Here is a 23,640-nt window from a genome sequence, read left to right as displayed (position 1 = left end):
CTTTCCTGTCACGCCGTGGTGATCGGGGTGTTTGAAAAACAGCGTTATATTTTGTTGGAAAACTAACACGGCGTTTTAATTCCGTCAATATAATTTTGTTTTGAAAAGTTTATCTAAAAATAATCCCTGTAAATTCAATATTATAGGTGATAAACAGGTTGAAAAACGAGAGCGAATAAACGTTCTGTTGATAAGTAGAACATGGTTTATTGAAAAATCAAGCGAGGAAAATACGGGCGGGGCATTATGCTGTTGGGCGGTCTTTGAGACGTGATTACGAACGAGGTTGTTGGTTGGGGGCAGCCCGGCGTAGTGCCGGGCCGTTGCGTTGGCTGAGTTTGAATCGGTCGGTAGCGCAGGGGGCGTCTCGCATCCGGTTGTTGCATTCTTGGGGGGAGGCCGGTCTCACCGCATCATCCTCCGGTCGCAAACCCGGCCGCCCGGTTCAGAAGTGCGGGGTGCGGGCGGGGCTTCACTGGAATTTGACGGCGGTCCCCTTTCCCTTGACGTACATGACGGGAAAGATGATGTAGGTGTTCTTCTCGATGCGGACTTCGGGGAGGATGACGGCGTCTGCGCCGATTTTGGACGCTTCGATGCTCAGGGCGTCACGGGCCCACTCTTCGGCTTCCTGTTGAAGTTCCTCAATGCGGCCATAGCGTTTGAGGTTCACTTCAACGGTGCCAATCTTCACGTAGGGGCGAAAAATCTCGTCCTGGGCCAGGATGGGCGGAAGGTCCCGGTCTGCTTCGTCGGCTATCTGGGGAGTGGTGGCGCATGCGGCGAGGAGCGCCGCTGCCGTGCCGGCCAGGAAGACGCGTCGTGCAAGGCGGGCGAGGGGGGCCAGAGGGGTGCTGGTTGGCATGCGATACCTCGTTGGGAATGGATGGGATTCCGACGCTCCGTAGCGGTGCCGGCACCGCTATTTTACATGAAGTTTGGGCCTTTACAACCCGGAATTTCCCGTGATAGTATTTCCCGGTTTAAGGCCGGTGGCTGACTTTTAGGGACAGGAGGACCAACCGCATGTCGGGACATAATAAATGGAGCACCATCAGGCACAAGAAGGGGGCGGCCGATGCCAAGCGCGGCAAGGTATTCACCAAGCTGATCAAGGAGATCACCGTTGCCGCCAAAATCGGCGGCGGCGACGCGAACGGCAACCCGCGCCTGCGTGCCGCCATCGACAAGGCCAAGGCCGAGAACATGCCCAAGGACAACATCGAGCGGGCCATCAAGAAGGGGACCGGCGAGCTCGAAGGGGTCAGCTACGAAGAGATCATCTACGAGGGATACGGCCCCGGCGGCGTGGCGGTGCTGGTGGAGTGCATGACCGACAACCGCAACCGCACGGTGGGCGAGGTGCGGAGCACCTTCACCAAGTGCAACGGCAACATGGGCGAGGCGGGATGCGTCTCCTGGATGTTCGACAAGAAGGGGCTCATTGTCCTGTCCAGGGACGTTGACTTCGAAAAGCTCTTCGAGACGGCCCTGGAGGCCGGCGCGGACGACGTGGCGGACGAAGAGGAGCAGTACGAGGTGCTCACCGACCCGGCAGCGTTCATTGACGTGCGCGAGGCGCTCGAGCAGGCCGGCTTCCCCTTCGAATCCGCCGAGATCACCATGATTCCCCAGACCATGGTGAAACTCGACGGCAAGAACGCCGAGAACATGCTCAAGCTCATGGACCGCCTCGAGGACAACGACGACGTCCAGAACGTCTATGCCAACTTCGACATCTCCACTGAGGAGATGGAAAAGCTCATGTAGGCGGGCCCTGCCACCCCGGTTGGTTCAAGCGCGGAAGTCGGAAGCCGGGTCTCTCCTTTCGCGCGTTTTTTTTTCTGCTGTGCTCTCCGCGCCCTCTGTGGCAGAATGTCTCCCCATGAGAGTTCTCGGCATCGACCCCGGCTCGCGCATCACCGGCTACGGCATCATCGAGAAGATCGGCAACCGCCTCGTGCACGTGGATAACGGCGCCATCCATACCGACAGCCACAGGGAGTTCGCGCTCCGTCTCCACGCGATCTACGAGGGGCTGCGCTGCGTCATCGCAGAGTACCGACCCGATGCCATGGCTGTGGAGCAGGTGTTCCTCGCCCATAACGCCCAGAGCGCCCTGAAGCTGGGCCAGGCCCGCGGGGCCGCCATCGTGGCCGGGGTGAACGCGGGATTGCCGGTCAGCGAGTACACGGCCATGCAGGTGAAGCAGGCAGTGGTCGGTTATGGCCACGCCCGCAAGGAGCAGGTGCAGCAGATGGTCAAATCGCTCCTCAACCTCCCCGAGATCGCCCAGGCCGATGCCTCCGACGCCCTGGCCGTGGCGGTCTGCCACGCCAATTCAGCAGTAATGAAATCCGTGCTGCGGAGCATCCGATGATTGCCCTTCTTACCGGCAGGCTTGCCCACAAATCCCCCGACGCCATCATTATCGACGTGAACGGCGTCGGCTACCGGGTCCAGATTCCCTTTTCGACCTATTACGAGCTTCCCGAGGAGGGAAAGACCGTTTCCCTCTCGATTCATACCCATGTGAAGGAAGATTCCATCAGCCTCTTCGGCTTCCGAACCATTGCCGAGAAAGAGTTCTTTCAACGGCTCATCTCGGTGTCCGGCATCGGCCCCAAAATGGCCCGCGACATTCTGTCCAACATCCAGCCTGAGGAACTGGCCGCCGCCATTGTGCAGGGGAATCTCGTGAGGCTTTCGTCCATACCCGGCATCGGCAAAAAGACCGCCGAGCGGCTGGTGCTGGAACTCAAGGAAAAGGTCCGGAAGATGGGAATGGCGCCGTCGGCCCAGGAGGCGCCCTCCAGCGAAGCCCCCGCCGAGGTGGCCGACGACGTGGCCTCGGCCCTCGTGAACCTCGGTTACAAGGAGGCGGTGGTGCGGAAGGTGCTGGCCGAGATGAGCGTCGAGCCCCATGCCTCCACCGAAGCGGTGCTCCGGCAGGCCCTCAGGGTACTGATGAAATAGCCCATGACGACTCGAACGATAAGCCCTGAAAAGACCGACGACGACTACGTCGAATCATCACTGCGCCCCCGCGCCCTGGACGACTACATCGGCCAGGAAAAGGCCAAGGGGAACCTGCGGATCTTCATCGACGCGGCCCGAAAGCGCGGCGAGGCCCTGGATCATGTGCTGCTCTATGGTCCGCCGGGGTTGGGCAAGACCACGCTCGCCAACATCATTGCCTGCGAGATGGGGGTGAACATCAAGTCCACGTCAGGGCCGGTCATCGAGCGCCCGGGCGATCTGGCCGCCATCCTCACCAACCTGGAGCCCCACGACGTCCTCTTCATCGATGAGATCCACCGCCTCTCCCACGTGGTGGAGGAGATCCTCTACCCGGCCATGGAGGATTTCCAGCTCGACATCATCATCGGCCAGGGCCCCAGTGCCCGCACCATCAAGCTGGACCTTCCCCGGTTCACCCTGGTGGGGGCCACCACCCGCGCAGGCCTCCTCTCGTCGCCGCTGCGGGATCGTTTTGGAGTCATCTCGCGCCTGGAGTTCTACACCGATGCGGAGCTCTCCACCATCGTCACCCGGTCGGCGCACATCCTCGATATCCAGATCGAACCCGCCGGTGCCCGGGAGCTGGCCCGCCGCAGCCGGGGAACGCCCCGGATCGCCAACCGTCTCCTGCGCCGGGTCAGGGACTTTGCCCAGGTCCGGGCCGATGGCGTCATCTCCGCTCAGGTGGTGGACGAATCCCTCAAGCTCCTGGAGATCGACGAAAAGGGGTTCGATCAGATGGACCGCACCATCATGCTGACCATCATCGACAAGTTCGGCGGCGGGCCCGTGGGGCTCGACACCATAGCCGCCGCCATCGGCGAGGAGCGCGATACTATCGAGGATGTCTACGAGCCGTTTTTGATCCAGCACGGCTTCATCAACCGCACCCCCCGGGGCCGCGTGGCCACGAAGTCCGCCTATGAGCACTTCGGCCGCATTGCGCCCGCGCCCGGGCAAGGCGCGCTCTTCTAGGCCGTTTCCCGTCATGCAACTCGTCTTTGACTTTCCCGTCACCCCCAAATACTCGTTTGACAATTTCGTGATCTGTGCCGGCAATGAGACTGCCTGCCGTTTCGCCCGGCGCCTGACGGACGAAAGCGGCTCGGAAAATCTCCTCTACCTCCATGGGCCCTCCGGTTCGGGCAAGACTCATCTGCTCATGGCAATGGGGGCCTGCTTCGCGGGCCGGGCGGGGCTTGCGGCGGTGCCATGCATCTCTTTCAAGGATGTTGACGAGATCTACCACGGCGAGTACCCGGTTGAGAACGTTTCCAGGCTGGCCGAACGTTTTCGCGGCGCACCGGCCCTGCTTGTGGACGATCTTCACCTGATTCCCGACCAGCAGAGTGTCCGGGTGGAGCTCTGGCAGTTGTTCAACGATTTCTATCAGGCAGGCAGGCCCATAGCCATCACCGGACTCCATCCCCCCAACGAACTTCCTACCCTCGATGGTCACCTGACTTCGCGCCTGCTCTGGGGTCTCGTGGCCAAAACCGACATCTCGGACGACGATTCCCGTCGCCGCATCATGCAGAAGCTGGCCGATGACCGTCAAATCATCCTTCCCACCGACGTGGTCGACTACCTCCTGGTGCATGTGCGCCGCGACGTGCCGTCCCTCGTTGCGGCGCTGGACGCGATCACCCGCTACGCCTTCAGCGCCAAGCGGAAGATTACCCTGCGGCTGGCGCGCGAGGCACTGGCGTTTCTCTAGGTTTTGTCTTCCACCGCCTGCCCCGGTAGTCTCCTGTAAGGTTTCATTTGCTTGCCACGACAGCGAAATGTAAGTTTTTGCGACAAAATTGAATAATGATTTTAACGTGTTACCGGCAAGGTTGTCCCTGGGACGGAAAAACCGTCGGAACTGTTTACGGTTTTATGGCGTACTTTTTCCGGGATTGAGGCCTATTTCTTTGTAGATTCAATAGTTATATGGCTGGCCTGCTAATTGCAATAAGCTAGTATGAAGCACTACCACCCATCACAAAGAGAGGGGACAGCCATGAAAACACAACATATGTTCATACTCTCCTTGCTGATCGTCATGCTGACCGTAACCACGGCCCATGCGATAAGCCTCACGTACACCTACTCCGACAAGGATTATCTCGGCGGCGCTTCCTGGGGAACCATGACCGCCTACGTGGAGGACGCCAACACCCTGGGGATCAGGTACACCGCGGCGCCGGCGTCGGTAATAGGGGCGGGCAGCACGGCAACGGCCTTTGCGTTCACGTTCTCGGGTGTTCTCCCCACCGCGATCTACAATCCGTCCCGGGGCGCCTTCAGCGACGATCAGGACTCTCTCAAGTGGGTGGCCTTCGAAAAGAAACTCAGTACCCTCCCTCCTCCCCAGAACGGTGATGAGTTCACTCCCGTGATCGACAACAAGTACGTGTTTGAGTTCGCGGCCACCGAGGGCGACGGGCGGTCCATCAATTCCTCCGGCGTGAAAGCGGCCAGAGTGACGTGTTTTACATGGACTTCAACTCCTCCGCAGTCGATTTTCTGGCATTCTCGCTCGCGGACCTTCAGTCGTTCGTGGAACTGACCGCTGTCCGGTTGATGGGGCTTTCCAATGACATCAACGGCGGCAGCCTGTTCCTGGCCGGCAAATCGGAGGACGGCAATCATGCTCCGGTGCCCGAACCCGGTACGATCCTGCTGCTGGGGATCGGAATCGCAGGTCTTGGACTCTACCGGATGAAGCGCGGCTAGCCGGAAAAGAATGACCGACTGTTGGAAGGACAGGGGGGAGCGCGGGGTGCGTTCCCCTCTTTTCGTTGCGGTGCAGGCCGCGGGCAGTGACGGCGTACCGGCCTTCTTCGGCAGGCATCTGCCAAAAAGGTGGTTGAGCTGACGCTCCATAACGACTAAACTGGTATGCCGATCAGGAGGTCGTTGCCCCATGAAACTACTGCTTCACATCTGCTGTGCCCCCTGCGCCATCTATCCGGTAAGCCGGCTCCGCGACAGCGGGGCGGATGTCACCGGTTTCTTTTTCAACCACAACATACACCCCTACCAGGAGTACCGCCGCCGGCTCGACACGGTCCTGGAATATGCGGACCGGATCGAGTTGCCGCTGGAGGTGCGGGACGAGTATCGCCTGGAGGAATTTCTGGCCGCCGTGGCCGGCAATCCGGCGGAGCGCTGCTGGTACTGCTATTTCTCGCGCCTGGATGCGGCAGCGGCCGCAGCGGCGGCGGGCGGCTTCGACGGGTTCACCTCATCGCTCCTCTACAGCCGCTACCAGAAGCACGACGACATCAGGATCGCTGCCGAGCGGGCCGCAGCGCGCCACGGCGTCACCTTTGCCTACGACGACTATCGCCGGGGCTGGCAGGACGGCATCCGCGTCTCCAAGGAGATGGGGCTCTACCGCCAGCAGTACTGTGGCTGCATCTACAGCGAAAAGGACCGTTACCATCCCCGGCAGGGGAAAAAATGATGCAGGGCTTCGGCAAGTCGCTCATCGTCATGGGGCTGGTCATTGCGGCCGTGGGCGTGCTCCTCACCGTTGCCGGCAAAATTCCGTGGATCGGCCGCCTGCCCGGTGATATCTACGTGAAACGGGACAATTTCACCTTTTATTTCCCCCTTGCCACCAGTATTCTCATATCCCTGGTGCTCTCCCTCATCCTCTGGCTGCTGAGAAAATAAGCCGTTCCTGCTGAAATTCCTTAAGTTTTGCCTCTGAAGACCGATAAATGCTACAACTTGCTTCGATCGAAAAACGGTCGTTGTCGGGAGTGTCATCACGCGAACGGAGGGCCCCGTGGCGATCAACAGCATGAACGCGGTAGTTCTCGAGGTAATCGAGTGGTTTGACGACAGCGGCCGGGAGGTGGTGCGCCGCATTCCGCCCGCGGGTTCCGCCGAGATCAAGTTCGGCGCCCAACTGGTGGTGCGGGAGAGTCAGCGGGCGGTCTTTTTCAGGGACGGCACGGTCGCCGACTGCTTTGGCCCCGGCCGGCATACCCTGACCAGCGCCAACCTGCCGATCCTGACCAAGCTCCTGTCGCTCCCCTGGGGGGGCACCTCTCCCTTCCGCTGTGAAGTCTGTTTCGTGGGGATGCAGACCTTCACCGATCTGCGCTGGGGCACCAAGGAACCCGTGGCGTTCCAGGACAGCCGCTTTGGCATGGTGCGGCTGCGGGCCTTCGGCACCTACACCCTGCGAGTGGTCGACCCGCAGCTCCTGGTGAACGCTCTGGTGGGAACCCGGGGGCTTTACACCAGCAGCGAGCTGGAGGAGCTGTTCCGCGACATCATCGTGGCGCGGCTCAACGACTATCTGGGCGAAACCATCGACTCGGTTCTGGATCTGCCAGCCCGCTACGATGAGACCTCCGCGGCGCTCAAGGCGCGTCTGGCCGGAGACTTCGGCGGATTCGGCGTGGAGCTGGCCGAACTCTACGTGAATGCGATCACTCCTCCGCCGGAGGTCCAGAAGGCCATCGACGAGCGCACCTCCATGGAGGCGGCCGGCGATGTGGACCGCTACCTGAAGTTCAAGGCGGCCCGGAGTCTGGAAGCGGCGGCCTCGGCCGAGGGGGGCGGCGAGGCCGCCCAGGGGATGGGAATCGGGGTCGGCGCCGGTCTCGGCATGATCCTCCCCGGCATGGTGGCGAATGCCATGGCACAGGGTGCTGGTGCGCCCACTCCTGTTGGCACGGGCAACTGTTCCCGCTGCATGGCGCCGTTGGTGGCGGGTGGAAAGTTCTGCCATCAGTGCGGCGCCCCGGTCGAATCCGGCTTTTGCTCCGGCTGCGGCAAGCCGCTGCCGGCGGAGGCCCGTTTCTGTCCTGGCTGCGGACGACAGGCCGGAGCATAGGCGGTGACCGTCGCCTGCCCCCAGTGCGGCGCTCCGGCGGAGGCCCGCACCGATACCCGCTTCCACGGCTGTGCCTTCTGCGGTTCATCCTTCATGGCGGAGCGGGGCATCGGCATTGCCGAATATCACCTGGCCCACGAGCGGGACGATCGGGTGGCGTGGAGCGCCCTGGCCGCCTCCCTTGAGCGGGATGGTTCCGGACAGGCCGTGGAGCGGACCGGCTGCGAGTATCTGGTTGCGCCCTTCTGGCTCTCGCGGCCGGAAAACGGGGGGACGCGGCTCGTGCCGGCCCTGCGCCATCCCTGGCCTCAGGGGCCGGTCCCGGTCCTGCCCGGCGGCGACCTCCTCTTCGTCCCGTCGGAGAACGACTTCATCCTGCCGGACATCCCGGTCGACGAAGCGTTGGGGGAAGGGGCCGGCCGTGGCGGCACCTCCCTCAGCCTCGTCTATCTCCCTCTCTATCTCCTTTCCTTCCGTCTTGCCGGCCACGACTGCCGGGCACTGGTCTCGGCGGTGGACCGGCGAGTTGCGCTCCTGACGCCCCTGCCGGCCCGGTCCGTGCCGGTGCCGTTTCGCCACGCGGCGCTGGTGTCCGGTTTCGCCCTCGTGCTGATTGTCGCCGGCCCGGCCGTGAAGAGCCACCTTTTCAGGGCCGCCGTCTTCGCTGCCGTGCTGGCCGTTGCCTGGCCGGCCTGCACCGCATTGCTCCGGCGGGGGGAGTGAATGGGCGCGCCGCAGACGGTCACCATATCCTGTCCCCAGTGTGCAAGCCCCTTTTCGTTCAGCGAAGGAAACCGCAATGCTCCCTGTCCCTCCTGCGGAACCTCTCTGGCGGTTTCCGGCGAGGCGGGCATTCCCCGATTTGTTATTGATGAGCGGATTGATAGTGCCCAGGCCCGCGCTGCTGCCCGCAAGGCCGCGGCGGCTGCCGATGGCGACCCGAAGATGGTGGAACTGCTCCGGTTCGAAGGGAGCGAGCTCTGCTTCCTCCCCTTCTGGCGGCTGCGGGGCCATGCGGCCGGCTGGCTCTGGGCCGAGCGGGAGACTCGGGTTCGGCAGGAAGAGTACGACGGGAACGGCATGCGCACGGTTCGGGAGGTGCGCGGGCCCGCGGAAAGCGGCACCGAGGCGGTCATGATTGCCGTGGACTACAGCTCTCCCGCCAGCGATACGTCACGCTTCGGCCTGCGGGGCATCGCCGTGGCAAGCGCGGTCCTGCCGCTTGCGGGGATGGATTTCGCCGAGGTCTCCCGCCGGGGCACGGTCTTTGACCCGGTCACGACGCCGGAGCAGGTGCGGCGGGAAGCACTGGCCCAGGCCCGGTCCCGGGGCGGAGGAAAGGGAGTGCTCCGCTCGGCCGGCCGTCTCGCCCTCTGCGGGGAGCGCCTCGCCCTTATTTCGTATCCGGTCTGGAACCTCACGTTTTCCCGCGGCGAGCGGCTCTATCACGTGACCGTGGACGGGGTCAACGGCCGCGTCCTCGCCGGGCGCCTTCCGTCCGCCGTGCGGATTACGGTGCTGCGCCCCCTGGCGACGGTCACGCTCCTGATCTATGCCTTCACGCTCCATCCGCTGGTCGGGTTTATGGCCGCCGGCGCTTTCCTGGCCTGGCACGCCGCCAACGGCGGGTTGTCGATCGAACGTCTGGCCATCTGGTTCTTCGGCCTGGTGGAACAGAGAGGGGAGGTGGAGCTTGGCTGACCGGCACGATCTGCGGGTAATCCCGCTCCGCTGCCCCGATTGCGGCGCTGGCCTTTCAGCCACGGGAGCGGACGTCATCTTCCCCTGCCAGGGGTGCGGCACGTTCCGGGAACTGGAGGGGGAAACCCTGGTCCTGCGCCAGGTCGTTCACGCGGCCGGGCCCGACCTGGATGCTCCGCCCGGGGCGCGGCGCACCATGGCGCGGCTCCCGTTCTGGGTCTTCCCGTTCCGTGCCGTGAACGCCGGCGGCGAGGCGGCAACCCTGCGCGACTACCTGTCCCTGACGGGCGCCATCATGACGCCTGACCCTGCCCGGGCGGAGAAGCCGCCGTTCGTCTTCGTGCCCGCTTTTGCCGCCAGGCCGGCATCCATCCTGCGGGCGGGGCGGCTCTTGACGCTCCGTGCTCCCGCGTTCGGCCGTTCCGCCGGAAGTCCCGCCGCGGTGGCTCCCATTGTTTTTCGCGAGGCTGATGCCCTGACCCTGGCCGAGCCGGTGGTACTGGCCACCGTGGCAGGGGAGCGGCGCGGGAACCAGCGGTTTCTGGAGGCATTTCTCGTCCGTTGCGGCACCGGCAGGCTCATCACCATCCCCTTCGACCTCCGGGACGGGCGGCTGTTCCAGCCCGACCTGGACCTGGAGATGTGAGGCGCGGGTGGCGGGCCGCTTGTTTTTTACGTGATTTCTGGTACTTTTGTTCCGTGTGATGTCCATGAAAGGAGGAGCACCCCATGATCGAACTGTTCGAGAAGGTATTTCTGACCGGCCTGGGGGTCGTGTCCCTGTCCCAGAAAAAGGTGGAGGAGTGTCTCGTTGATCTGAAGGAAAAATACAAGGTGGGTGAGGACGAAGGGAAGGCGATCCTGGAGAAGATCCAGACCATGGCCAAGGATGTCAGGGAGCGCATCGAGGAGATGGCCGACGTGGAGGTCAAACGGGCCATTGACCGTCTTGGGCTCGTCCCCCGCGAGGAGTACGACCGGCTTGCCAAGCGGGTTGAGGCCCTTGAGGCAAAAGCCGGCATCGGAGACCCGAGCACCGAATGCTGAGCGTTTTCCAGTTCAACCGCAACATCCGGAGCCTGCGCCGCTACCGGCAGATCGTGCGGGTACTGGTCAAGTACGGCTTCGAGCACGCCCTGTCGCTCATGGGGCTTTCCCGGTTCGTTGCCCGGGGACGCCGGCTCTTCCGCAAGCCCGAACCGGAGCTGACCCGGCTTTCGCCCGCGGAGCGGATGAGGCTTGCCCTGGAAGAATTGGGCCCCACCTTCGTCAAGCTGGGCCAGATCCTTTCCACCCGCCCGGACGTGATCCCCCGCAGCTTCGTGCTGGAGTTCGCCCGGCTCCAGGATCAGGTGCCATCGTTCCCCTTCGAGGACGCCCTGGACCAGATCAGCCGCGAGCTTGGTCGCGACCCGGAGGAGCGTTTCTCCTTCATCGACCCCGAGCCCCTGGCGGCAGCCTCCATCGCCCAGGTGCACCGTGCCCGGCTCGTTTCCGGCCAGGAGGTGGTGATCAAGGTCCGCCGTCCCGGCGTGGTGGAGGCCGTGGAGACCGACATCGACGCCATGATGGGGCTGGCGGTCCTGGCCGAGCGTCACCTTCCCCGCAGCGACATCTACGACCCGGTGGGGCTCGTGAAGGAGTTCGCCCGGACGATCCGCCGCGAGATGGACTTCGCGCGGGAAGGGCATACCATCGAGCGCTTTGCCGAGAACTTCGCGGGGGACCCGACCCTTTACTTCCCCACGGTCCACTGGGACTGTACCGCCCGGGGACTCCTTACCATGGAGTTCATCAACGGGATCAAGGTGTCGGACACGGCGGCCCTGGAACGCGCGGGCATGGACCGCCGGCTCATCGCCCGGCGCGGGGCCGATGCCTTCCTCAAGATGGTCCTCACCCACGGCTTCTTCCATGGCGATCCCCATCCGGGCAATGTTCTCATCCTGCCGGACAACGTCATCTGCCTGCTGGACTACGGCATGGTGGGGCGGCTCGACGCCCAGCTCAAGGGGTACCTCACCGACATCCTGCTGGCCATCGTCCAGCGGGACGTGGACGAGGTGATTTCGCTGCTGCTCTACTCGGGGGAGATCGCCGACACCCTGGATACCCGGGCCCTCAAGCGGGACCTGGCCGGCCTGATCGACAACTACTACGAGACCCCGCTCCAGGAGATCGAGGTGGGGCGGGTGCTGCTGGAGTTTCTGGAGGTCATTACCACCTATCACATCAAGTTCCAGCCCGACCTCATGCTGCTGGCCAAGGCCCTGGTGGCCATCGAGGGGATGGGGCGCGAGCTGGATCCCACCTTCGATATGGTGGAGCACCTGCGCCCCTTCATGAAGCAGGCCGTGCGCGACCGCTTCTCTCCCCGCCAGTTGATCCGGGAGATGAATTCGAACTTTCTCTCCTACTTCACCCTGGCCCGCAACCTGCCGCGGGACCTGAAGGAGCTCCTCAACCGGATCAACCGGAACAAATTCAAGATCGACCTGGAACACCGGGGCCTCGACCGGGCCATGCGGGAGTTCGACAAGTCCGTGAACCGCCTTTCCTCCAGCCTGATCATTGCCGCCCTGATCGTTGGCTCGTCCATTGTCATGCAGACCGACAAGGGGCCGAAGTTTCTCGATTTCCCGGTGTTCGCCTTCATGGGCTACACCATTGCCGGCTTCATCGGCCTCTGGTGGGTCGTGGCGATCATCCGGTCAGGACGGCTGTAACGAAACCTCAGATTCTCACCAGATCGTACTCGCGTGTCCCCACGCCGATCTTCTCGGCATGCTCCAGTTGGATTTCCCAATCGATATCCGGGTGAACCCCGCGGAACTTGTCGCCCCCCGGCTCATGGCCGGTGGCCAATGCCGTATTTTGGTTCCCCACGGCGTCATTGACCAGGTCGGCACAGGCCTGGTCCAGGGCGACGGGGTCGGTGGAGGCGCAGATGCCGATGTCGTTCACGATGGGGGCGTCGGCGTGGCCGTAGCAATCACAGGCCGGGGAGACCTGGGTGATGAAGTTGAGGAAGAGGGTCTTGTGCTGCTTGCCCGTTACGGCTCCCTTGGCGAATTCTGCCATCTTCTTCATGACCAGGTCGGCGGCCTCGTTCCACTGGATGGTGATGGCCTTGGTGGGGCAGACGGTGATGCAGCGGCTACAGCCGGCGCACGCCTTCGGGTCGATTTTGGCCTTCCCCTCGATGATGGCGATGGCGTCATGGGCACAGGCCTTCAGGCAGAGCCCGCAGCCGGTGCAGTATTTTTCAGCCACCTTTGGCGCCACGGTGGAGTGCTGGGTCAGCTTTCCCTCGCGGCTTGAGCAGCCCATGCCCAGGTTCTTCAGGGCGCCGCCGAAGCCGGTCAGCTCATGGCACTTGAAGTGGGAGACGGCCACCAGTGCGTCGGCCTCGACGATGGCGGAGCCGATGGGGACCTTTTTCAGCAGTTCGCCGTTCACCTCAACGACAGTGGCCGAGTTGCCCCGGAGTCCGTCGCACATGACGAGGGGAGCGCCGGCAACCGCAAAGTCGAAGCCGTTCTCGATGGCACAGATCAGCGCGGAGACCGCTTCCTTGCGCTCGCCCGGATAGAGGGTGGAGGAGTCGGTGAGAAAGGCTTTCCGCCGCACCCCTTGATGTCGTCCACCACGCGCCGGATAAAAATGGGGCGGATGAACGCATGATTTCCCCGCTCGCCGAAGTGGACCTTTACCGCCACCAGGTCGCCCGTGGCGATCCGTTCCCTGGCGCCAGCCAGGATCATGAGCTTGCCGATCTTGGCGAAGAGGTTTTCCTTGTGTCCCGCCCGCATGTCGCTGAAGTAAACGGTGCTCGGCATGACGCATCTCCTTTGTAGTGAATGTTGGTGAGATGGACGCTAGCACAGGGGCGCGGCATTTTCAACGTCAACAGCCAGTTATTGCTAACTTTTCCTTGCGGTCGGGATAAATTTTGTTATGTTGTTAATTAATAAAACAGCCGCCACAGATCGGGGGATGCCATGAGTGATTCAGCGAAGCAGCCGGAACTCTGGCTGATGGGATTGGGATGTGAGGAAGAGCGCGCGGCCACGGTGCTCGACTATCTCAGGCATGCGGGCTACTCGGTAGTGTGCAGGGGGAGGGACGATTTCGGCGACGCCAAGCCCCTTGGCGTGGTCCTCGACGTATCTCCGTTCTCCCACGACGGCTGGGGGATCCTGCTGGATATCAAGAACAACCCGGCCACCCGCGATGTGCCGGTCCTGCCGGTCTACCTGAGCCAGGAGGGGAAGATCGGGGGCGTTTTCCCGGCCGCTGGCTTTTTCACCCTCCCCATCGAGACTGATTACATCATGAAGAAGCTCACGGTCCTGGGGCTGACCGATGAGGCGGATACCTGGGACCTCCAGGTGATGGTGGTCTCCAAGAAGGGGGAGGAGAACGTTGCCAAGGCCATCACCTCCCTCGGCTTCGAGGTGGTCAACGCCTACACGGGCAAGGAGGCCGTGGCCCTTGCCACCACGGGCCGCGCCTATATGATCTTTTGTTCGGTCACGCTGCCGGATATGCACGCCTTCGAGCTGCTCGAGCGCTTCCGGCTCTATCCGCAGGTCCGCAACGTTCCGTTCTTCGTGCTTGTGAAAGATGCCATGAAGGAGGGGGAACGGCTGGCCCTGTCCCGCCAGATGGACCACCTGGTGAGGAAGAAAGAACTGTCGCGGGATGAGTTTCTGGCCTATCTGCGCAGGCGGGGGTAGCGGAGCCCGAACCCGGTCCCCGGGTGCCATGACTGCCGGTTTCCCGGAGAGGGGAGCCGGCTGTTTCGTGTCCGGGATACGGAACGCTCGATGCCGGTCAACCCGGCTCCGTGGCTGGGTTTTTTCCGCGCCTCTGGGAAACGGCGCCGGTTTGGAGTACAGTGGCCGGCATATTCAATACCAGAAAAGGTGGCAATGATGATTTCACGCATGATGGTTCGAGTGGTTACGGTGGCCTTTGCCCTGTCGCTGGTGGCGGCTGCCTGTTACGAGGCCGAGGCACGGGCGGGCGGCGGCCGTTCCTTCGGCAGCCGCGGCACGCGCACCTACCGTCCTCCGGCCCGGACGGTGGACCCGGCTCCCGCCTCCCGGCCCCAGCCGGCTCCCGCTGTTCCCCAGACTTTTCCCCAGCAGCGGCAGGGCGGCAGTTTCCTCCGCAGCATGGCCGGCGGTATCGTGGGGGGCCTGCTCGGCGGGATGCTCTTCCGCAGTCTCGGTTTCGCGGGCCCCGGTACGGGCGGCGTGGGGCTCTTCGATATCCTGCTGATCGGCGGCGTTCTCTATCTGATCTATCGTTTCGTGGCGTCCCGGCGCCGTGAAGCCGCAGCCACGCTTGGCCGCGCACCCGATTGGGGGCGTGAGGAGCCTGTGGCGCCCCAGCAGTACCGCTACGGGCACCCCGCGGAACCCGTCCCCGCAGCCGGGGCCGACTCGGGGCTGGCCCACGTCCGCCAGATGGACGGATCGTTCAGCGAGGAGCAGTTCCGTCAACTGGCCCAGGATGTCTTTTTTCGGGTCCAGGGGGCGTGGACGCGGCGCGACCTCTCGTCGGCGCGGGAGGTTCTCGCCTCCGAGATGGAGCGGGCGCTCCAGAACGACGTGGCTGAACTCAAGGCGCAGGGCCGGGTGAATCGGCTGGAGAATATCGCCGTGCGCCAGGTGGAGATCGTGGAGGCCTGGCAAGAGGAGGGCTGTGATTTCATCACGGTCCGTTTCCTGGCGAATCTTCTCGACTACACCACGGACGAAGAGGGACGGGTTGTCTCCGGCAGCGACCGGGAGCCGGTGAAGTTCGAGGAGTTCTGGACCTTTACCCGTCCCGTGGGGCCGAATTCCTGGAAGCTGTCGGCGATCCAGCAGGCCTGAAACCGTCGGCAAAGGCCGCAAGGCTTGCCACCATCTCACCTTCCGCCGTGGGGTCCACGTGGGGGATCTTGCTCTGTCCCCCCAGCTTGCCGCGCACCTCTTTGGACCAACGGTAAATGACATCCCCGCTCACCGTCACGACCCGGGGCCCGGCGATCCGTCCCTGGCTCCGGAACGTGGCGTAATCGGCATTCAGCGAGCGGAGCGTGGCGTCCAGGTGTCTCCCCAGGACGTCGTCGCTCCGCTCGTTCATTTCGCCCACCGCCAGTACCCACAGGTGGCGCCGCTCCCCGATATCGGGGCCCACCATGAACTCCCTTACCTCGATCCCGTCCAGTTGGTTGAGCCGGGCCACCGCTTCCTCCACCTCCCCCTGGGTCACCTTTTCCTCGAACCGGTCCAGAAACCGGTCCCGTCCCGTGAATTCGATGAAGTGGGGGGACAGGGCGGTGAAACGCAGGGTGTCGCCGATGTGGTAACGCCACAGTCCCGCACAGGTGGTGAGGAGCACGGCGTAGCGCCGGCCGGTCTCCACTGCCTCCAGGGGAACCGCCGGCGCGTCGGGAGCCGGTGTCCCCCCCTCGTCGAGGTCCTCGATGGGGATGAACTCGAAGAAGGCGCCGTAGTGGGGCACGAGCCGCATCCGGTCCTCGCCCGGCAGTTGGAAGGCCATGAACGCCTCGGAGGAGGGGAGCACCTCCAGGAAATGGGGCCGGCGTCGGGGAAAGAGGCCGTCGAATTCGCGGCGGTACGGTTTCATGCTCGTTCCCCCGTGGATGATCAGTTCCAGGTTGGGAAGGAGCTCGGCAATGGGGCGGTGCCCCATCTCTTCCACCCGCTGCAGGAGGAGGATGATCCAGGGAGGAACGCCGGAGATGCCCCGGATGGAGCGGTCCGACAACAGAAGCCCCGCCAGTTCCACCACTTTTTCTTCCCAGGGCAGGGCCGACACCGCCATGCCCGGCGCCACGAAGGGGCGCAGGTAAAAGGGGCGATGGCGCAGGGTGATGCCGCTCATGTCGCCGCTTTGCACCCCGTTGCCCAGATCGGTGAGCCGGGTATTGCCGGCCATGTAGAGGAGCTTTCCCTGGAACAGGCGGCTGCGGGGGGTGCGGTGCAGGTAGCAGGCGGTGAGATCCAGGGCGGCCCGCTTGTTGGCGGCGAACATCTCCCGGGAAAAGGGGATGTACTTGGTGGGTGCCGTGGTGCCGGAGGTCTCGCAGAAAAAGGGAATCCGGCCGGGCCAGGTCACGTCCTCCAGCAGGAGCCGTTGGCTGCCGTTGGCATCGCTCTGCCACGCCGAGAAATAGTCGCGCCAGAAGTCGGCATAGGTGCGGATCGGCACCCGGCGCCGGAATTCCGCATAGAGACGGTCGAAGGGCTCTCCTGCCAGTTCCGCGAAGCCATGGTCGCGGCCGAAGCGGGTGACGGCGGCCGTTACCACGAGTCGGGCGAGGATTTCCCGCTGGCTGGCAATCGGGTCCCTGCTTTCGAAGTTCTTTGCCAGGGCCGCGGCCCCTGCCTTGAGCATCAGGTCGATGCTTGACCTGATCATGAAACCACCGCGATGCGCAGGGGGGACGCCAGACGGTCGTACCATGCCTCGATCAGGGGGTTGTAGCAGTGGTGGTGAAAGATGAGCGAGGCATGGGGAACCGTGTCGCCGCTCATGGGCGAGGCCACCGTCCTGACCTTGCCCCGGGGGAAGAGCTCTCCCCGGACGCCGGTGTCGCGCAGGGCCGCCAGGGTGGGGGAGGAGGGGGCCAGGACGTTCTCCTCGTCCTCGGCGAGCATGACCAGCGCCGGCCCGGCGAACAGCGGCCCGACCGCGGTGAACGCGGCATCCTTGAGCGCCAGCACCCGCTCGTATCCCCCGAGACATGACGTGGTCTGCAGCACCGACATGATTTTTTTGCGGATGGAAAGGTGCCGGTGGGAGAGGATGCGGTTCACGGCGCCGGCTTCGAACAGGGCCTGGAAGCAGCGCCGGGCCCGCTCGATCTGGCGCTCGAGTTCATCCTCCTTCGTGGCCTCTGCCTGAGGATGCGCCTGAGGCTGCTCTCCAGCATCCGGACGCCGCCCCCCTTTTCCCGCTCGGGCCGTACCAAGTCCTGGGTGCAGAGGACCGGGCTCGTCATTACGATGCCGCCCACGGTCAGGCCCTCGTCGGAGTAGCGCTCCCGCAGGAACCGGGAGAGGAGCGAGCAGCCGAAGCTGATGGCAAAGATGACCGGTTTCTCGCCCCGCCGGTTCAGATCTTCCACCAGGTCGGCCAGTTGGGCAAAGAACATCTCAACGGAAAAGCCGTGCCGCGCGTAATTCAGATAGTAGACCGAACCGTGCCGGCGGAACAGTTCCCGCTGGAACTCCACCGCTTCAGTGGCGTCCGGGACGAACCCGCCGATCACGATGGTGGGCTGGGTGCCCGTTCCCTTTTCCCGGAAGATCTGGCTGCGCACCGCGTGAACGCTGGGCAGGCGCCGGCGCAGGGCCAGCTCGCGCGGCCGGGATGACGGGGTGTGGGGTTTGATCGCCATGTGCCGCAGGAGCCCCGTGGCCGCAGAGGCCACCGAGAGGAGCGCGGGGTGTCTGGCAACAGTTCGCTGAGCAAGGGGAATGACGGTGTTGGTGAGCATGGTTCGTTCCTCCGGTGATACGTCCAGGTTTCAGGCTGCGCCGCGGGCAGGTCCGGCAGCGGGCGTGTTCAGGCGCTGGAGCGCATCGCGCAGCTCCCTGATCTTGGCTATCTGGCGGTCGAGTTCTCCCAGGCCTGGGATCGGCAGATTGAATCGGGACATGGGCTGCCTCCTGTGGGCGAGACGGCCACCGGGGGGATTCCCGGAGTGCCAGTCACTCGTCTATGCCAGGATGGTAGCAGTCCAGTATTGCCGAGGGGTTACAGGGGGGTGAATTGAGGGTGAAAACGGAAGCGGGTATGGGGGGCCGGGCAGCCCCCCGGTTTGATTGCTGTCACTGGGGGGCCGTGGGAGGCGTCGTGTGGCGGATGTCCTTCCCCTTGATCATGAAGATGACCATCTCGGCCACGTTGGTGGCGTGGTCGGCGATCCGTTCCAGGTACCTGGAGATGTGGCTGATCTTCAGGGCCCGGCTGATGGTTGTCGGATCCTCGATCATGAAGGTGAGCAGTTCCCGCTGGATTTGGTCGTTGAGGCCGTCCACGAATTCGTCGTCGCGGCAGACCTTGATGGCCAGCTTTTCATCGCCGGTCACGAAGCGTCCAGCGACTCCTTCACCATCACCCCGGCCCAGTTGGCCATGCGGGGCAGGTCGATGTAGGGCTTGAGGGGCGGCTCCTCGTTCAATTCCACGGCCCGCTTGGCCACGTTGGTGCACTGGTCGCCGATTCGCTCCAGGTCCGTGACGATCTTGAGCGCCAGGGTGAGGAAGCGGAGATCGCGGCCGGCCGGCTGGCGCCGGGCAAGGACCTGGAGGCACTTCTCGTCGATGTCCATTTCCAGGTGATTGATCTCGTGATCCATGACGATGATCCGGCGCGCCAGGTCGGAATCCCGGTCCACCAGGGCCTTCATGGCGTCGGTGATCATCTTCTCCACCTTGCCCCCCATCTCCAGGAGGCGGGTGCGGATCTCGTTCAGTTCTGCATCGTACTGCTTGAAGATATGTTCTTTTTCCATTGAAATCCCCATTGGTGAGCTGTCGTTCCCTCTATCCGAACCGTCCGGTAATGTAATCCTCGGTGCGGGGATTGTCGGGGGTGGTGAAGATCTTCTTCGTGTCGTTGAATTCCACGACTTCTCCCAGGTACAGAAATGCGGTGTAATCGGATACCCGGGCGGCCTGCTGCATGTTGTGGGTCACGATGAGGATCGTGAACCGCTTCTTGAGCTCGGCCATCAATTCTTCGATATTTGCCGTGGCAATGGGGTCCAGCGCCGAGGTGGGCTCGTCGAACAGCATGATCTCCGGGTCGATGGCCAGTGCCCGGGCGATGCAGAGCCGCTGCTGCTGGCCCCCCGAAAGGTTGAAGGCCAGGTCGTTCAGCCGGTCCTTCACCTCGTTCCAGATGGCGGCGTTGGTGAGGGCCTCCTCCACCTTCTCCTCCAGCACGCTCCGCTTGGAGATGCCGCGCACCCGCAGGCCGTAGGCCACGTTCTCGAAGATCGACTTGGGGAACGGGTTCGGCTTCTGGAACACCATGCTGATCCGCATCCTGACCTCGATGGGGTCCACCTTGGGGGAGAGGATGTTCACCCCGTCGGGGTTGAGGGTGATTTCACCGTCGTAGCGGTTGCCGGGGTAGAGATCGTGCATCCGGTTGAAGCACCGCAGAAACGTCGACTTGCCGCACCCGGACGGACCGATCAGGGCAGTGATTTTCTTGTCGTGGACCGGAAGGGAGATTCCCGTCAGGGCCTTGAAGTCGCCGTAGTAGAAGTTCAGATTTTTCGATTCGGCCTTGAGCACAGGCTGTACAGATGCTGACATCGTTGCTCCTTGGGTATCTATAGTACGGTAAAGGCGCTCTGGGCGGTCCCGGCCGTTCACCACTTGACCTTCTTGCGGATATGGTAGCGGAGAAAGATCGCCACCGCGTTCATGGCCAGGGTCATGGCCAGGAGCACCACGCCGGCTGCCGCCGCGTTGAGCTGGAACTCCTCCTCCGGTCGGGAGGTCCAGTTGAACATCTGGATCGGCATGACCGTGAACGGGTCCTTGAGCCATTCGAAGCTGATGAAGGGAAACTGGCCGGAAACCGGTGAATGGGGCAGGAACGCGATGAAGGTCAGCGCCCCGATGGTGATGACCGGCGCCGTCTCGCCGATGGCCCGCGACAGGCCGATGATCACGCCGGTGAGGATGCCGGAGGATGAGTAGGGGAGCACATGGTTGGAAACCATCTGCCAGCGGGTTGCGCCCAGGGCGTAGGCCGCCTCGCGGATGCTGCCGGGCACGGCGCGCAGCGATTCCCGGGTGGCCACGATCACGATCGGCAGGATCAGCAGCGCCAGGGTGAGTCCGGCGGACAGGATGCTCTGGCCGAAGTTCAACTGATAGACGAAGAGGCCGAGGGCCAGCAGGCCGAAGACGATGGAGGGGACCCCGGCCAGGTTCGTCACGTTGATCTCGATGATGGCCGTGAGCCAGTTCTTGGGAGCGTACTCTTCCAGGTAGACGCCGGCGGCGACTCCCAGCGGCACCGCCACGAAGGCGGTCACCAGCATGACCAGGATAGTGCCGACCCAGGCCGAGAGGATCCCCGCCTCTTCGGGAAAGCGCGAGGGAAAGGAGGTGAAGAAGTGGGGCTTCAGCCGCGGCGCGCCGTCCGCCACCAGTTGGGCGAACAGCCCCATGAGGGTGAGAATCCCCACCAGCAGGCAGATGAGGCCCACGATGGCGAACACGTAATCCCAGAACTTGTGGCGGGCGATGAGCCGCCTTATTTCCGTAACGGACTGCTGCATCAGTAGACCTCCCGGAACCGCTTCTTGAGCCAGTAGCCAATGATGTTGAAGACCAGGGTCATCACCATCAGGGTGAGTCCGGCGGCGAAGATCGACTGGTAGCCGATGCTGCCGTGGGGAAGATCGCCCAGGGCCACCTGCACGATATAGGAGCTGATGGTGGAGGCGGACTCGGTCGGTTTCCAGGTGAGGGTCGGCTGCATGCCCGCGGCAATGGCCACGATCATGGTCTCGCCCACGGCCCGGGAGATACCCAGGATATAGGCCGCGGCTATGCCGGAGAAGGCGCTCGGCACCACCACCCTCACCGCGGTCTGGAACCGGGTGGCCCCCATGGCGTAGGAACCTTCCCGCAGGTGCATCGGCACCGCCCGCATGGCATCCTCGCTCACGGAGCTCACGTAGGGGATGATCATGATCCCCATGACGAGGCCAGCCGAGAGCATGTTGAAGCCGGGCAGGTCGGGCATCACCTTCTGGAGCAGGGGGGTCACCACGATCAGGGCGAAGTAACCGAAGACCACCGTCGGTACCGCTCCCAGGAGTTCCAGAAAGGGCTTTACCGTCTCGCGGACCTTGTGGGGCGCGAACTCGCTCAGGTAGATGGCGATGATGGTCCCCATGGGGATACAGACCGACAGGGCCACGCCGGTCGTCACCAGGGTGCCCGAAACCAGCGGCATGATGCCGAAGTGGGCATCGTCGAACAGCGGCGTCCATTGGGGATCGGTGAGAAACTCCACCAGTGAGACATGCTTGAAGAGCGGGATCGACTCGTAGACCAGGATCGCCACGATGGCGAAGGTGGTCGCCACCGAGGAAAAGGCCGCCAGGAAGAGGATGAACTCTACCAGCCGCTCCTTCAGGTGACGGCTCCGCTTGTGGGCGAGTCGTCTGGATGCCTCGGCGGAGGAGACGCACTCCGTCAGGCTGAGGGTCGTGTCGGGAGATGAAGTGTTCATGTGTTTGTTATCCATGGTTCGGTCCACCGCGATACGGATGGTGCAACCGTTTGACGGTTGTAACAATTGCCCGGGCACATAAAAGGGGAGAGGCCCCGCCCCGGCGCCTCTCCCCCGGATGGAGCTCAGGCCGTCGGATCAGTGCTTCCCTTCACGCTGGAGGAGTTCCTCCACCGAGACGCCCACCTCGGGCTCGCCGCCGAAGCCGGTGCCGGTCTTCTTCTTGGCGAAGTTCGACTTGGCAAGGGCATAGGCCTTGTCGGGCAGCGGCACGTACTTGACCGCCTTGGTGAGTTTCGGCGCCTGATTCAGGTAGAAGTCCACGAATTCCTTCACCTCGGGTTTGTCCACCGACTTGGCGTTCACGTAGATGAAGATGGGACGGGACAGGGGCTGGTAGCTGCCGTTCTTGACGGTGTCAACGGACGGGGAGACCGCCGGCTTGCCGGCCTTCTCCACGATGGGAACCGCCTTGAGCTTCTTGCTGTTCTCGGCGTAGTAGCATAGCCGAAGTAGCCCAGGCCGCCCCTGTCGCGGGACACGCCCTGCACCAGCACGTTGTCGTCCTCGCTGGCGGTGAAGTCGCCGCGGCTGGATTTGGCCTTGCCCACCACCGCCTCGGTGAAGTAGTCGAAGGTGCCCGAGTCCGCGCCCGGCCCGAAGAGCTTGAGGGGCTGGTTCGGCCAGGCGGGGTTGACCTGGTTCCACTTTGTGATCTTCCCTTGGGCTGCGGGTTCCCAGATTTTCTTGAGCTCGTCCACGGTCATGCTCTTGACCCAGGTGTTCTGGGGGTTCACCACCACGGTGAGGGCGTCATAGGCCACGGGCAGCTCGATGTACTGGATGCCCGCCTGCTTGCACGCTTCCATCTCTTTCTTGAGGATGGGACGGGAGGCTCCGGACAGGTCGATTTCGCCGCGGCAGAACTTCTTGAACCCGCCGCCGGTGCCGGAGATGCCGACCGTTACCTTGACGGCGCCTCTCTTGGCCTTCTGGAACTCCTCGGCAACCGCCTCGGTAATGGGGTAGACGGTGCTTGATCCGTCGATCTTCACGAGCTTGTCCGCCGCAAGGACCGGACTCGCCGCAATCGTGAGGCCCATGACGGCAGCAGCCAAGGCAGGGGTAATCCGGCCGATCTTTCCGCCCAACGTGAGTTTTTTCATGCTGATTCTCCTTGATAGTTGGTGATCTGTGCCCTGCAAACGCATGGTGTCATCATAGAAGTGGTTTGTTACGTCCGAGTTACGGCTGTGCAAAGATCCGCTGAACATTGGATCCATGGGCGCAGGACGATGTGCCTGTGCCCCTGCTGTAACATTCCCGGGCGGTTACAGCTCTTCGCGGCTGCGGCGGGGCGAAAAGCGCACCGCCACGACCCTGACGCCAGCCAGGGCCAGAACCAGAGCGATCACCATGGCCACCTTGTCCCAGGACATGTCCCGGTACCAGAATGCCATGATCTCGGTGAGGACCGTGACGAGCACCGTATCGATGATGTAGGTCACTTTCACGCGTCCTTCAGAGAAATAGGCCAGGGCGGTACGCAGTACCTCCACAACGGCGAGTACGGTCAGGACATCCACCAGGATGGTCCTGAACGCCTCGTGGAAATCGTGAAAAACCACCAGCCTCATGTCGTAGAAGGTCCGGATGATCCCTCCCAGGATCGCCAGCAGTACGGCCACGATGAGCAGGCTGAGAAGAACCCGCGCCGACACCTCGAAAAACTTCGTGAGCTTCAGGTCTATGACATCCTCTTTCCACATGGAACCTCCCGTTCTGTG

General features: G+C 63.2%; 23 protein-coding genes and 5 pseudogenes. 17 read left to right on the top strand and 11 right to left on the bottom strand.

What is annotated here, in order from left to right; genetic code table 11:
* Positions 1-472: 472 nt before the first annotated feature.
* Entirely contained in the window at positions 473-865 is a 393-nt protein-coding gene (locus A2G06_11430; GenBank protein ANA40788.1) for a hypothetical protein, read from the bottom strand.
* A 161-nt stretch (positions 866-1,026) separates the two neighbouring features.
* On the opposite strand from A2G06_11430, the gene A2G06_11425 reads away from it, so the two are divergent.
* The 15 genes and pseudogenes from A2G06_11425 to A2G06_11355 all read left to right on the top strand — a co-directional run bounded on the left by A2G06_11425 (position 1,027) and on the right by A2G06_11355 (position 12,288).
* On the top strand, positions 1,027-1,770 hold the full coding sequence (locus A2G06_11425; protein ANA40787.1) for a transcriptional regulator: 744 nt from the start codon (positions 1,027-1,029) through the stop codon (positions 1,768-1,770).
* 115 nt (positions 1,771-1,885) lie between these two features.
* Complete coding sequence (locus A2G06_11420; protein ID ANA40786.1) at positions 1,886-2,380, top strand: crossover junction endodeoxyribonuclease RuvC; 495 nt, start codon at positions 1,886-1,888, stop codon at positions 2,378-2,380.
* Positions 2,377-2,976, top strand: a complete 600-nt coding sequence (locus A2G06_11415) for a Holliday junction DNA helicase RuvA (GenBank protein ANA40785.1) — start codon at positions 2,377-2,379, stop codon at positions 2,974-2,976. Before A2G06_11420 ends, A2G06_11415 begins: the two co-directional genes overlap by 4 nt.
* 3 nt (positions 2,977-2,979) lie before the next feature.
* Complete coding sequence (locus tag A2G06_11410) at positions 2,980-3,996, top strand: Holliday junction DNA helicase RuvB (GenBank protein ID ANA40784.1); 1,017 nt, start codon at positions 2,980-2,982, stop codon at positions 3,994-3,996.
* Positions 3,997-4,009: 13 nt separating this feature from the next.
* Complete coding sequence (locus A2G06_11405; GenBank protein ANA40783.1) at positions 4,010-4,738, top strand: DnaA regulatory inactivator Hda; 729 nt, start codon at positions 4,010-4,012, stop codon at positions 4,736-4,738.
* Between the two features lie 288 nt (positions 4,739-5,026).
* Positions 5,027-5,742 (top strand): annotated as a pseudogene (locus tag A2G06_11400) (PEP motif-containing protein exosortase substrate).
* Between the two features lie 10 nt (positions 5,743-5,752).
* Positions 5,753-5,884: a hypothetical protein gene (locus A2G06_11395; protein ANA40782.1), complete on the top strand. Its 132-nt coding sequence runs from the start codon at positions 5,753-5,755 to the stop codon at positions 5,882-5,884.
* Positions 5,885-5,932: 48 nt separating this feature from the next.
* Positions 5,933-6,475, top strand: a complete 543-nt coding sequence (locus A2G06_11390) for a hypothetical protein (protein ID ANA40781.1) — start codon at positions 5,933-5,935, stop codon at positions 6,473-6,475.
* Positions 6,475-6,687 (top strand): hypothetical protein, encoded by a 213-nt coding sequence (locus tag A2G06_11385; GenBank protein ID ANA41665.1) that lies wholly within the window; start codon positions 6,475-6,477, stop codon positions 6,685-6,687. The genes A2G06_11390 and A2G06_11385 overlap by 1 nt, the downstream gene beginning before the upstream one ends.
* Positions 6,688-6,802: 115 nt before the next feature.
* Positions 6,803-7,861 (top strand): virion core protein (lumpy skin disease virus), encoded by a 1,059-nt coding sequence (locus A2G06_11380; protein ID ANA40780.1) that lies wholly within the window; start codon positions 6,803-6,805, stop codon positions 7,859-7,861.
* 3 nt (positions 7,862-7,864) lie between these two features.
* Entirely contained in the window at positions 7,865-8,584 is a 720-nt protein-coding gene (locus tag A2G06_11375) for a hypothetical protein (GenBank protein ID ANA40779.1), read from the top strand.
* On the top strand, positions 8,585-9,562 hold the full coding sequence (locus A2G06_11370) for a hypothetical protein (protein ANA40778.1): 978 nt from the start codon (positions 8,585-8,587) through the stop codon (positions 9,560-9,562).
* On the top strand, positions 9,555-10,208 hold the full coding sequence (locus tag A2G06_11365; protein ANA40777.1) for a hypothetical protein: 654 nt from the start codon (positions 9,555-9,557) through the stop codon (positions 10,206-10,208). Before A2G06_11370 ends, A2G06_11365 begins: the two co-directional genes overlap by 8 nt.
* An 83-nt stretch (positions 10,209-10,291) precedes the next feature.
* A complete protein-coding gene (locus A2G06_11360; GenBank protein ANA40776.1) occupies positions 10,292-10,609 on the top strand; it encodes a phasin superfamily protein in 318 nt (105 codons plus the stop codon).
* Positions 10,603-12,288 (top strand): ubiquinone biosynthesis protein UbiB, encoded by a 1,686-nt coding sequence (locus A2G06_11355; protein ID ANA40775.1) that lies wholly within the window; start codon positions 10,603-10,605, stop codon positions 12,286-12,288. Before A2G06_11360 ends, A2G06_11355 begins: the two co-directional genes overlap by 7 nt.
* 7 nt (positions 12,289-12,295) lie before the next feature.
* Here the strand turns inward: A2G06_11355 and A2G06_11350 are convergent.
* Positions 12,296-13,401: pseudogene (locus A2G06_11350) on the bottom strand (4Fe-4S ferredoxin).
* Positions 13,402-13,563: 162 nt separating this feature from the next.
* Here A2G06_11350 and A2G06_11345 point away from each other — a divergent pair.
* On the top strand, positions 13,564-14,301 hold the full coding sequence (locus A2G06_11345; protein ANA40774.1) for a histidine kinase: 738 nt from the start codon (positions 13,564-13,566) through the stop codon (positions 14,299-14,301).
* Positions 14,302-14,499: 198 nt separating this feature from the next.
* Positions 14,500-15,447 carry a transporter gene (locus A2G06_11340; protein ANA40773.1) on the top strand — a complete coding sequence of 316 codons (948 nt, stop codon included), beginning with the start codon at positions 14,500-14,502 and terminating at the stop codon, positions 15,445-15,447.
* Here A2G06_11340 and A2G06_11335 read toward each other — a convergent pair.
* From A2G06_11335 to A2G06_11295, 9 genes and pseudogenes are all read right to left on the bottom strand, one after another.
* Positions 15,392-17,002, bottom strand: a complete 1,611-nt coding sequence (locus A2G06_11335; GenBank protein ANA40772.1) for a hypothetical protein — start codon at positions 17,000-17,002, stop codon at positions 15,392-15,394. The two genes, A2G06_11340 and A2G06_11335, sit on opposite strands and share 56 nt — an antisense overlap.
* Positions 16,999-18,083, bottom strand: a pseudogene (locus A2G06_11330) (hypothetical protein). The gene A2G06_11335 and the pseudogene A2G06_11330 overlap by 4 nt, the downstream one beginning before the upstream one ends.
* A gap of 30 nt (positions 18,084-18,113) precedes the next feature.
* Positions 18,114-18,245: a hypothetical protein gene (locus A2G06_11325; protein ANA40771.1), complete on the bottom strand. Its 132-nt coding sequence runs from the start codon at positions 18,243-18,245 to the stop codon at positions 18,114-18,116.
* Positions 18,246-18,417: 172 nt separating this feature from the next.
* A pseudogene (locus A2G06_11320) lies at positions 18,418-19,103 on the bottom strand (phosphate transport system regulatory protein PhoU).
* A 31-nt stretch (positions 19,104-19,134) separates the two neighbouring features.
* Complete coding sequence (locus tag A2G06_11315; GenBank protein ID ANA40770.1) at positions 19,135-19,914, bottom strand: phosphate ABC transporter ATP-binding protein; 780 nt, start codon at positions 19,912-19,914, stop codon at positions 19,135-19,137.
* A 56-nt stretch (positions 19,915-19,970) separates the two neighbouring features.
* Complete coding sequence (locus A2G06_11310; GenBank protein ANA40769.1) at positions 19,971-20,891, bottom strand: phosphate ABC transporter, permease protein PstA; 921 nt, start codon at positions 20,889-20,891, stop codon at positions 19,971-19,973.
* Positions 20,891-21,868 carry a phosphate ABC transporter permease subunit PstC gene (locus A2G06_11305; protein ID ANA40768.1) on the bottom strand — a complete coding sequence of 326 codons (978 nt, stop codon included), beginning with the start codon at positions 21,866-21,868 and terminating at the stop codon, positions 20,891-20,893. The genes A2G06_11310 and A2G06_11305 overlap by 1 nt, the downstream gene beginning before the upstream one ends.
* 123 nt (positions 21,869-21,991) lie before the next feature.
* A pseudogene (locus tag A2G06_11300) lies at positions 21,992-23,019 on the bottom strand (protein sphX).
* A 165-nt stretch (positions 23,020-23,184) separates the two neighbouring features.
* Positions 23,185-23,622: a hypothetical protein gene (locus tag A2G06_11295; protein ID ANA40767.1), complete on the bottom strand. Its 438-nt coding sequence runs from the start codon at positions 23,620-23,622 to the stop codon at positions 23,185-23,187.
* Positions 23,623-23,640 lie beyond the last annotated feature (18 nt).

This window comes from Geobacter anodireducens, from assembly GCA_001628815.1.
Classification (GTDB): Bacteria; Desulfobacterota; Desulfuromonadia; order Geobacterales; family Geobacteraceae; genus Geobacter; species Geobacter anodireducens.
The sequence above is the reverse complement of the archived record's forward strand: the minus strand, read 5'-3'. Positions and strand labels throughout refer to the sequence as shown.